The sequence below is a fragment of the Paenibacillus foliorum genome (genome assembly GCF_013141765.1).
Lineage (GTDB): Bacteria > Bacillota > Bacilli > Paenibacillales > NBRC-103111 > Paenibacillus_S > Paenibacillus_S foliorum.
This window is the reverse complement of the sequence record NZ_WHOD01000102.1, coordinates 57,159-69,484: the sequence shown is the minus strand read 5'-3', so window position 1 is coordinate 69,484 and position 12,326 is coordinate 57,159. Positions and strand designations below refer to the sequence as shown.

Annotated in this window: 5 protein-coding genes; all 5 read left to right on the top strand. The window is 41.8% G+C overall.

The window, feature by feature from the left end; all coding sequences use genetic code 11:
• The first annotated feature begins 15 nt into the window (after positions 1–15).
• The 5 genes from GC093_RS27065 (at position 16) to GC093_RS27045 (ending at position 12,279) form a co-directional block, all read left to right on the top strand.
• A complete protein-coding gene (locus tag GC093_RS27065) occupies positions 16–1,281 on the top strand; it encodes an extracellular solute-binding protein (protein ID WP_171655042.1) in 1,266 nt (421 codons plus the stop codon).
• A 30-nt stretch (positions 1,282–1,311) separates the two neighbouring features.
• A complete protein-coding gene (locus tag GC093_RS27060; protein ID WP_171655041.1) occupies positions 1,312–2,421 on the top strand; it encodes a Gfo/Idh/MocA family protein in 1,110 nt (369 codons plus the stop codon).
• A 408-nt stretch (positions 2,422–2,829) separates the two neighbouring features.
• Complete coding sequence (locus GC093_RS27055) at positions 2,830–5,331, top strand: hypothetical protein (RefSeq protein WP_171655040.1); 2,502 nt, start codon at positions 2,830–2,832, stop codon at positions 5,329–5,331.
• A 23-nt stretch (positions 5,332–5,354) separates the two neighbouring features.
• Positions 5,355–10,331 carry a pectinesterase family protein gene (locus tag GC093_RS27050; protein WP_171655039.1) on the top strand — a complete coding sequence of 1,659 codons (4,977 nt, stop codon included), beginning with the start codon at positions 5,355–5,357 and terminating at the stop codon, positions 10,329–10,331.
• Positions 10,332–10,413: 82 nt separating this feature from the next.
• A complete protein-coding gene (locus GC093_RS27045) occupies positions 10,414–12,279 on the top strand; it encodes an S-layer homology domain-containing protein (protein WP_171655038.1) in 1,866 nt (621 codons plus the stop codon).
• The last annotated feature ends 47 nt before the right edge of the window (positions 12,280–12,326 follow it).

Below are 12,326 nucleotides of genomic sequence, written 5' to 3'. Positions count from 1 at the left end.
AGGGAGGCCGAATGGATGGATACAGTAAAAGCGAATCACCACAAGCTGAAGCTGATTTCACGGGAATTCGCCGGGTTTGAGGCTTCATTCGGGGTTCAGGCAAACTACTTCAAGAGCCTAACCGGATGGGAGGTAGAGCGCGAGTTTGAGGAAATTCACAGACTGTATGATCGTATGGTATCGGGTAAGGAAGCACTTTCCGACTCTCATGACTTATTTCTGTGCGTAACGGATTGGCTGCCGGAGGCGATACAGCAAGGACTGCTGGTCCCGCTGAATGAGTACCTTCTTGCAGACCCACCCGAAGGCTGGCCGGAAGCGTGGTCTTCCAGTATGCGCGGGCTGCAAACGGACAAAGACGGGAGCATCTATGGTATAGCGTATCATGACGGACCGGAGATGTTCATTTATCGCAGCGACTTGTTTAACGATTCAATGGAACAAGAAGCCTTTTATAAGAAGCATGGATATCCGTTGGAAGTGCCTGAGACTTGGAATCAGTTCGTGGATGTCGCACGATTTTTTACCAGACCTGAAGAGGGGATGTATGGTGCATTAACGGCCTCCTATCCCGATGGTCATAACAATGTATATGATTTTCTGATTCAGCTTTGGAGCCGTGGTGGTGAGTTAGTTTCGGACAATTGGCAGCCGCTCTTTCATCAGAGTATCGGTCAGGAAGCTTTGCAATTTCTGGTCGATTTGATACATAAACATGGAGTGGTGCCCAAGGAAGCCTTGGAGATGGACAGTGTTAAGAGTGGGAACCATTTTGCTCAAGGAAACATCGCTATGATGTGGAACTGGGCAGGCTTCGCCGCCGTTGCGGAAATGCCGGACATGTCCAGAATTGTGGGGAAAGTCGGCACAGGTGTGATTCCTGAAGGGGAAGGACCTGCAGGACGTCACATGTCTCTAAATATTTATTGGGTACTTGGTATTCCATCAGGCAGTACCAATCAGGAAATGGCATATCAGTTCGTGAAAGAAACGGCATCTGCTGCGATGGATAAGGCAACCTCGATGTGTGGAGGCAACGGTACTCGTTTATCCACATGGAGGGATAATGAAGTGCGACAGCAATTCCCCTACTATAAGAACATTGAAGTTGTGCATCAGAATGTCAACAGTCCGTTGCCGATTCCTGAGTACCCTGCGATCAACGAAGTGCTGTCACAGATGGTGGACGATGCTTTGAATCTTCGATGTAGCGTGGTTGAGGCGCTTGACAGGGCTGCTAGTCAGGTACATGAGATTTTGAAAAGAGCGGACTATTGCTGATGGATAGTCGGAAAAATGGAGGGGAAGCGAATGAGCTTAGCTCATGATGGTGGTGAACTCCTCAGCTTGGATTATAAGCCACAGATGCCTCGGGATAAGTCGAGAGGGATTGCAATTGTTGGAGCTGGAGAGATTGTTGTTCATGCGCATTTGCCGGCTTATCGGTTGGCTGGATTTCGTGTTATTGGTATTTATGATCTGGATAAGGCGAAGGCAGAAGCCGCTACTCAGGAGCATCCGACCATGGTGGTGTTCGATTCTTTGGAAGCGCTGCTGCAGCATCCCGAGGTTGAAATTGTAGATATTGCCGTTCCGGCTAAATATCAACCGGAGGTCGCCAAGCAAGCAGCAGCACATGGCAAGCACATTCTGTGCCAGAAGCCACTTGCTGAGAGCTATGTGGAAGCGAAGGCTTTGGTGGAAAGCTGCGCGGCTTTCGGCATCAAAGCGGCGGTCAATCAACAGATGCGCTGGTCTCCTGGTATTCAAGCGAGCCGCTGCATAGTTAAGAATGGCTGGCTTGGTGAGCCGTTGCAGGCTTCGATCCAAGTCAATGTCCATACACAATGGGAGAATTGGCCTTGGCTTGTGCAGATCCCAACGCTTGAGGTTATGTATCACAGCATTCACTATATAGATTCAGTTCGTTATGTGCTGGGGTTGCATCCAGAATATGTGTATGCCGATGGGGCCAAATACCCTGGCCAGCCGTATAGAGGCGAAACCCGCACTATGATCCATATGAAATTCCCAGGTGAAGCCCGCGGTCTCATCCATGATAATCATAACAACCATATGCCGCAGGAAGATTGGTACGCGACATTCCGCTTTGAGGGGACCGAAGGGAACATCAGCGGGACGAACGGGGCGCTGTATAATTATCCGATTGGTCAGGAGGATATGATTAGCTTTTACTGTAACCGGCTGGAAGCAGGGCGTTTGTACACCCCACCATTGGAAGGAAGATGGTTTCCTCATGCGTTTATGGGTACGATGGGCGAGCTGATGCGAGCTATTGAAGAGAATCGTGAGCCGGAGAATAGCATTTCGGATAATTTGGTCACTTTGCAAGCTGTCTTTGCGGCATACCGTTCGATGGCTGAGAATCGTCCAGTCTATTTGGAGGAAGTCGATGTTTAAAGGGAATGCGGCTGGTAGGCATACTGGCCGTCTTTTTGTGTGGAGATGGATTGAATAACCTATAAATAGGAACAGATCAACCTATGATGCGTGAATTTTTTTGTAATATAGTCAACATAAGACCGAGCTGTGTGAGTGGTAAGTGATGTAATAAATCTAAATTAAACCATATAATGGAAACGTTTTCATTAAAAGGGATTGTGTTACTTTTTTATTTCAATAATTGTGCTGAAGTATTTGAGAGCGGTTCCAGGACTTGCTGTTGAAAGGGGTGATAAAAAATTAAAGTTCAATATCGGAGAGGATGGAAAGGATTTGTGAAAGTATAGTTTGATACGACAATCAATCTGGCATGGACCTTAATTGCACAATACGCTGATACATAGGTCAAAAAAGCCAACTTCCTACGTGAATCAACCAACAAATCTTTATTTCATGCAACCTATTTTTTCTTTGGAGGTGCCTTTTATTTTGCGTAATCAAATTGCACGTGTGTTATGTTTCATGCTTATGTTGAATGCACTTATTGGTGGCGGGATGTGGGTAACACCTGCATCTGCGGCAGATATTGGATCATCATCAGTTGCAGATAGTGTTTATGATCCTGTAACAGTTTTTAACAAAGATTTTACTCAGGCATTTGATGGACAATCGGCTTCACAACTTGGATTCGATTATTCAACGCTTTCGGCAGGTGAAGGATCCGCTACTGTAGAAGTTGATCCAGTTACAAATGAAAAAGCACTTCATCTTAGTGTTAAAGGAGCTGGAAGCGGTGTTGAGTTTCAAATTAGTAAGACCTTTAGTGAGACCTTGACAGGTACAATATCAACTGAAATCACTTTTATGCAAAAAGGAACTACTAAGATGAAAGACCGTATACTTCTTTTCAGCCCTCCTGGAGGGGGAGCTACTAATCTGATTAATGCAGGATTGGATGCATCGAAAGGAATTGTATACTTTCCGGATACGGCCCCGACAGATCTAGCTACCCCGTATAATCTGAATCAATGGTATACCATGAGAATAGAACTAAACACTGTCACTAAAAAATTCAGTATATGGCTAGACGGGAAATTAATTAAGGCTAGGCAAAATACTAATAATGTTTATGATCTAAAAAAAATATCAATCGCCACTCCAGCTGCAAACGGTGATTTGTATGTTCGTGGAATTAAAGTTACACGTATACCATTTAACCCCTTTCCTAAAGGCCCCCTCGTCACTAGTGTTGTAGGTAGAAACACAAAGGTCGCGTTTTTCTCGGAGTCATATACTTGGGCTTCTAAATACCGTTGGAGGATAAAGGAAAAGGGACAAACGGATTGGTTTAATTTTTCTGCAACAGCAAACTACACAGAAAATGCATTTTCTAGCAACCTTATTCCTGGTCCTAGCGCTTCCAGTTACTATGACCTCATACAGAAAAAATCAGTTCCTTTAACAAATGGAAAAACTTATGTCATAGGTTTCTCTGTAGTAACTAGGGATGAATTAAATAAAATTGACTACGAAGGTGAAATAGTCGAATTTGAAGGTACTCCTTATGCAAGCACACCGATCCCAACTCCAGATAGTAGTGTGATCGGTACTGTCACCGCATATAGTAACTACAATGCAAACCAATGGTCTATTAATTCGGGGTTAAATATCGGCGATTTGGCATTTGCGGATAAAGCTATTAAGTTTACATCTATACCAGCAAAATATACGAATATGGAATGGGTAAGAACTACACAAGCGGATACTATGACATATCCTAATGCAGCAGACGGTACTGCTTTTCAACAAATAGCAGACTTCTCTGTTAAAGACGATGCTACGGTATATGTGGCAGTAGATATACTGGAAACGACACCTCCTGCATTCTTGTCAGAATGGACTGAAACAGGAGATACTATTCAAATGAGTGATACGGCGACTTCTTACTTATTTAAAATTTACAAAAAAGATTTTGCTTCAGGTCAGAAAGTGACGATGGGGTATAACAACTATAATGACTTTAAAGCAGGTAAAAACGCGGGGTATTTCGTAATGGCTAAACGAACCGAGATTGGTTTGGCCTTGGACCCGATAAAACAATGGGTGAATTCTTCTTCTTATTCTTTAACAGGCTCAATAAGTGAAAATGTGTATTCTAAAAATGTTACATTGTCAGTTTATCAGAACCAAAATGTTGTTTCAGTGTACAAGGAATTTCTACCAAACAATAAATTTAAAGTGAATTTGAACTTGTTGCCTGGATTCAATCTTATTGAAGTATACGCTAGGCGAAATAATTCTACATTGTCGGAGAAGTCAACTGCAGTCGTGAATTATGATTTTATCTCACCGGATATTCGCATTTCTACACCTCCAGCTACAGTTAAAGAGGCTGTCTATATACTTCAAGGTTCTGTAAGTAAGCCAGCCAATTTGACTGTAAAGCATAATGGGATAAAAGTAGTAGATTCCGTTGTAAAAGCTGCATATGAGCCTTTTTCTTATCCTTTGACATTAGCGGAAGGTTCTAACCAGATTGAAATTTCGTCTATAGATCTTGCTGGAAATGTAAAAACGGTCAATTACTTGATCAACTATACGTTTTGGGCAGGGCAAGCGGTAACATATGATTTAAATGGCAACCTTCTTAATACATTATCACCATCAAAGGATATTCTGGCACAAAGAAAAGTGACTAACACATCTGCGTCAGCCAAACAAATTACTTTATGGTTTGTTTTGTATGATGGAAACAATTCAATGCTTAACTATTCCAGTGTTATTGCTGATTTTGAACCAGGAGAAACAAAGACGCTAATAACAGGGTTTACTCTACCCACTGATGTAACTGGCTATCATATGAAGTCGTTTATTTGGGACAGCCTGAATGGAATGAAGCCTTTATCGGATGAAGTTCAGTTGCAATAATACATGGTACAGGAGGTTATGAAATGAAAAAAGCCCTACTTATGGGGATGTGCTTTTTGATTGCTTTAAATGCCTTTTTATTTGATTTACAAGCTGTAGGCGCAGAGACTACGGCTCAAACATCTTCTGTATTAGCAAGTCCATCAGAATTAAAAGCTGCTTCCGGTAATGCAGTAGTTAATTTATCCTGGAATCCGGTAATAGGGGCCGCATCATACAATGTGAAAAGGAGTACTGTTAACGGTGGACCCTATAGCACCATTAATACTAGCAATGTTGTGAGCACGAGCTATACGGATAATTCTGTTGTTAATGGTACGATGTACTACTATGTGGTCACAGCTGTTGGCTCAGCCACAGAGAGTATTATTTCGAATCAAGTTAAGTCTATTCCATATTCACAGACTGCAGGTGCTCCCTTAGCTCCAGTAGATTTCTCAGCCGTTGCTTATGATGGCAGTGTCCAATTATCATGGACGGCTGTGTCGAATGCAACATCTTATACAGTACTTAGAAGTGAAACAAACAGTGGGCCATATTCCCCAGTTGGGAGCAATTTGACTGTCCCGACATATAAAGACACATCAATCATAAATGGGAAGCAATATTACTATGTAGTATCCGCTTCAAATGTAAGTGGCATTAGCCAAAATTCAGAAGAAATTATTGTTGTACCTGCGACAGTGATTACTGTTTCCAAGGACGGTAGTGGAGATTACTCTAATATTACTGAGGCGCTTGCGACAATTCCCGTAACTAATACGAGTCGCAAAGTTATTTACATCAAACCAGGCACCTATCAGGAAAAGCTTTCTATTAAGGCACCATTTGTAAGCCTAGTGGGGGCCGGTAGGGATAAAACAAAGATCATTTACAACGACTCAGAAAAAACGGTGAATCCAGCTAATAGAAATACTCTATTACAACCACTTGAAACAGCAACTCTATCCGTAGGTGATACTAAGAGTAGTACGGCAAATCAATTTAGTGCTGAAAACCTGACAATTGAAAACAACTCAAAAGTAGAAAATGGTCGAGCACTTGCTGTTTTAGTTGCTTCAGATCAAGTAATTTTTGATAATGTGAGAATTGTGGGTTACCAAGACACTCTGTACGCAGGAGTTTCTTACGATACTAAAGAAAGTAGACAATACTATCATAACAGCGAAATAAAGGGGCGTACTGATTACATTTATGGTCCTGCGACTGCTGCTATCTTCGATCATGTGGATGCTATTAGTGTCAATTCCTCTGATTCCTCGGATATGGGAGGATATGTTACTGCAGGTGCCACAAAAAATCCGAACGGAGACGTTCCAGGACTAGTTTTTATTAATTCTCGTCTTGTGAAAGATAGTTCCACGAAAGGCAAGCATTATTTGGGTCGTCCATGGCAGGATCAGCCTACAGTACGATATATCAATACTTGGATGGATGATCATATTCACGTGGATGGTTGGACTCCGATGACTGAAGGACTAAATACTTATTACTTGTCTGAATATAACAGCATGGGACCTGGTGCAAGTCCAACAACACGTAAGATGTCTTCACAGATGTCACCTCAAGAAGCGAGTAATTTGACAATTCCACGAATATTTGAAGGATGGGATCCTTCAAGAAAAATTGTTATTCCAAAGATTTTCCCAGAAATAACCTCTAAAGTAGCCCCAGCTCTTCCAGATGGACAATTAGGTTCTTATACTAAACCAGTTATGATTTACATGGAAGTTAATGGGGAGCTTCCGGAGGAAAATCGAGTTCAGTATAGTATAAATAACGGTCCCTGGACTACTTATGCCGCAGAATTCCAAGTAAGTCAACCGGGCACCAGCACCATACAATACCGTTATATCAATAGCTCAGAGATTGCAACAACTACTCAAACAGTTACTATTAAAATTGATCCAAATGAGCAACCTAGAGTACCTTCATTTCCTGGTGCAGAGGGTGCAGGCATGTACACCAAGGGTGGGCGGGGAACTGAAGTTTATGTGGTAGATAATTTGAATGATTATGATACTACCAAAGGTGAAGCAGTTATTCCGGGAACAATTCGTGATGCCATCAGCTCAGGAAATAGAACGATTATATTTAAAACCTCCGGTACTATTAATTTGAAGAGAGGTTTGGACATTACAAGTTCTAATTTAACTATTGCTGGTCAAACAGCACCTGGTGATGGTATTGCTATCAGTGGTTATATGGTTAAATTCGGAAATAATGATACAGGAAAAGATATTATTGTCAGGTATATCCGGTTTAGAAATGGAATTGAAGTATTAAGCGATACTGCAGATATTTCGGGGAATAATGTAATTATTGACCATTGCTCTTTTAGTTGGAGTACTGATGAAACTTTCTCAGTGAAGAATCGTAAAAATTTTACAGTACAATGGAGCATAATTAGTGACAGCTTGAATCAGTCCATCCATGATAAAGGGGCGCATGGCTACGGAGGAATATGGGGAGGAACGAACGCAACCTATCACCATAATCTCATAGTGAATCATAATAGCCGAAATCCCCGGTTCGACCGACAAACAGATTTTGACAACTTCCCTACTAAAATTGATTATCGCAATAACGTCATTTATAACTGGGGAGGAAACTCAGCATACGGTGGAGAACAGGCAGTTGGAATCAATATGATCAACAACTATTATAAGCCGGGACCTAGCACTTTTGACGGGGTCAAGAGCCGGATTATTAATCCCTCAGATATAGGAGGAGGCGGAGGAGCGTTTTATATCGACGGCAATTTCATGGAAGGCGCAGCCGATGTTACAACTGACAACTGGGTTAAAAATTCCAGCGGGGGCTTTAAAGCGATTTCTCCTGATGGCACATTTATACGCAAGCTTAAGCCTATGATCATACCGGATGCATTAGATCCTATAGGTGGACCAGTTAATACGGATTCGGCAACAGTAGCTTACGAAAAAGTGCTTCAAAGTGCGGGGGCATCTCTTCCGAAACGTGACTCTTTGGATCAGAAGATTATGAATGATGTTAAATTAGGTAAGGGTAGACTTATTAACACTATTGCAAGTGATGGCGGGTTACCTGAGTTAAATTCTGAAGTAGCTCCTAACGATAGCGATGGGGATGGCATTCCAGACTCTTGGGAAACAGCTCACGGTCTAAATCCGAACATAAAGACGGATGGTGCTTTAATTAGCAGTAACGGTTATACGAATCTTGAAAATTATATCAATTCATTGGTTGTTGCAGTACCACTAAATCCTAACATAGCCATTGTCAGCCCATCGATGCATCAAGCTTTTACAGTAAATGATTCGATAAAGATTACCGCAAATGCATCCTCAGATGCGACTAATGGAACCATTGCCAAGGTAGTTTTTTATGATGGTGATCAAAAAATCGGTGAAAAGACGGCTGCGCCTTATGAATTTACATGGACAAGTGCTCCAGAAGGAGAGCATTATGTATATGCCAAAGCGGTGGACAATAACGGTGTAATGACATTGTCTTCAGTGTCTATTATTTATGTGAACGGTCCGAATAATGTAGCTCCTTGGATTTCCAAGGATATCGGTCAAGTGAGTATACCTGGTACAGCTAGCCTAAATGGGACGAGATATATGGTTAAAGGATCCGGAGATATTCGAAATAAGTCCGATTCATTTCAGTATGTATATCAACCTGTTCAAGGAAACTTTGAAATGATCGCAAATGTTGGCTTTGCTTCTGAAATTGACGAGAGGACTAAAGCAGGATTAATGATTCGCGACAGCCTCGATCCCGATGCTAAGTCAACAGCACTCTTTTTAACCCCGGATGGTACTAGTGACAAGGCTGTAGATACAAGCGGCAGAAAGATTTCTTTACTACACCGGGATATTAAGGGAGGAGATTATAGTGAGGATTTAGTAAGAAGCTCCTCATTAAAAGCCCCTTTCTGGTTGAAGATAGTAAGGGATCAAAACACAGTTTACGGTTATTTATCAAATAATAGTATCACTTGGACTCTGGTTGGGTCCAAAAAAATCGATATGGGAGATACGGTTTATGTAGGTATGGCAGTGGATGCTCCAAAATTGACCAGCAACGCGGACTATTTAACTGCGGCTTCCTTTAACGATGTGAAATTCACTCGTTCCGCACTCTTCTCTATAAGTAATCCTTTAAGTGAGACAGTGGATATTCCCGAATACTCAATAAAAGGAAGTGTAGTAGACAGGACTCAATTAACTGTAACGAACAATGGGGTTACCGTTGTTGATGCTGTATATGCAGAAGCAGGGGCATCATTTTCGTATAAACTCAATTTGAATGAAGGGTTGAACACGATTAGCATCTCTGCAAAGAACAGTGAGCTTTATGGAAATGTAGTTAATTCTAAAACTCTGCAGGTTACCTATAATAAATCAGCAGTTGTCTTTACGCCTGCATCTCCAATACCGACTTCAGTTAATGTGTCTGCTTTTAATTTAACAGGTAAGATCAGTAGAGCTGCCGCAGTCACTGTCAAATTGAATGGAGTAACAGTGAGTAATAATCTCAACATATCGGCAGATACTCTATTTAATGTACCGTTAACTTTACAGGAGGGATTAAACGAAATCGTATTCACAGGAATCGATGCTTACGGAAATACAGGTTCGAAAACTTATCAAATTACCTACAATAAAAATTGGGGTGCTGCAGTTTTTACTGTTAAAAATATTTCTCTAAGAGATCTTAGTGGCAATATGCTTACTGGATTAAGCAGTTCAACAACTGTAGTAACGGATGTGACCGTCCAAAACAATTCTTTAGTCAATCAAAGTGGTGTTCTAGTTGTAGCTTTGTTTAATCAGCAGGACCAAATGGTACGATATTCTTTAATAGATCAATCCATCCCTGCCGGTACAAATAAACAAATGAAAGCCATATTAAAATCACCGGATTATATTATGGGCTCCACAATTAAAGCATTTGTATGGAACAACATAACAAATAAAATAGTGATCTCAAATGTGGTCACAATTCAGTAATGCCGCTTTTTCAATTGAAAGGGGCACGAGGGGCGGCATTGTTGCTGTTCCTCTCGTGTACATACCCTAGGGAGGAATACGCTTGAAAAGATGGACTGTAATTCTGCTGTCGTTCTTGCTTTGTTTTGGGTCGATGCTTCCTGTCGCATTTGCTGCAACAGCACCGACAACAGTAAATGCAACCTATGACAGTAATACTGGAAAAGTATTGGTATCTGGAAATTTTGGCTCCACACCAGGGAAAATCGTGACGCTTCAAATTCGTAATCCTAATAATCAAATGCAGCAGTTAGACCAAGGGATAAGCGGCACCAACGGAGCTTATCAATTCAACTTTACACTGAGTAATAAAGTAAATGGAACCTATATTGTAAATGTTGGAGGAGAGGGTGCTACGATCGCCGCTACAACATTTCAAGTGGCCTCTATTCAGAATCTAACTGTAAATGCAACAATTAATGGTGCCCAAATAAACATTTCCGGTAACATGGGTGCCGCAGAAGGTAACACGGTTAATGTCGAGGTTCGAAACCCTTTAAATGAAGTGATCTATACGGACAAAGGGAAAAGCGGTGTCAATGGAGCTTATCAATTCAGCTATACATTGAGTCAAAGATGGACCGGAGTTTATATAGTGAAGGTTTGGGGACTTGATGGCGATGCTATTAATACTACAACTTTTGTTATACAGAGAAATGATTCTAATCGACCATCATCTTCAGGTCCAGGTTCCGTAGGAACTACAGAGCCCCCTGTGAACCCGACAGCACCAGTTAGTGGTGAGAGCACAAGCATTGAGCTAACTGCGAATCTGGATCCATCGACTGGCATTGCCACTGCAACTTTGGATGCAGCTCAGTATGCAAGTGCTGTACAACAGGCTCAGGCAGCAGGCCTGAAAAACATCACAATAACTATTCCCGATGTTGAAGGGGCCAAGCAATACGATCTGAAAACAACACCTGATTTCTTCTCACCTACTTCGTCCAATATAAATTTAACGATAGTTACAGACGTTGGAACCCTTGCCATACAGCCAAATATGTTAAATAACATTGATTTATCAACAGCCAAAGAAATCACTTTGAAAATTGGTTTGAAAGACAAAAATGATTTGCCAGACGCAGTTAAAAGCAAGATCGGCAATCGACCAGTCCTTGACTTGACGATTACCGTAGATGGCAAGGTCATACCGTTCAACAATCCAAACACTTCGGTAACAGTTTCTGTTCCTTACCAGCCAACCGCTGAAGAATTGCAGAATCCTGAACACATTGTTGTTTGGTACATAGACCAGCAGGGTGCCATTCAAGCTGTGCCAACTGGAAAATATGATGCCGCTAGCGGGATGGTAACTTTTAAAACGAATCATTTCAGCAGCTATGCTATCGTCTATGATGTTAAGAGCTTCCAGGATATAAGTTCAGTGGTCTGGGCGAAGAAATCGATCGAAGTGATGGCTTCCAAAGGCATTATTTCAGGAGTTTCAGATACAGCCTTCAATCCGGGAGCCAACATTACTCGAGCCGACTTCATGATTCTCTTGACCAAATCACTGGGGCTGGACGCCACAAAAGGTGCGAGCTTCAATGATGTTACTGCATCAGATTATTATGCGCATGCTGTTGGAGTGGCTAAGCAGTTAGGCTTGGCTGAAGGGCAAGGGGATAACCAGTTTAATCCCAAAGCCCAAATTTCGAGGCAGGATATGATCGTTCTTATATCCAGAGCATTGAAACAAACAGGCAAATGGAGTTCATCAGGCACGGCCGACGATCTCGCTTTATTTACGGATAAGTCCGAAGTGGCCGCTTACGCAGTCAATGATATTGCAGCTATGGTACGTGCTGGTGTGGTGGAAGGCAGTGGCAATCTGCTTAACCCAACAGGAAACGCTACTAGAGCTGAAGCAGCCGTTTTATTGCACAGGATCTACAACAAATACTAAAAGCTTTAACTCACAAGTTTAATGACCGATTTCATGTTGTTAGAAGC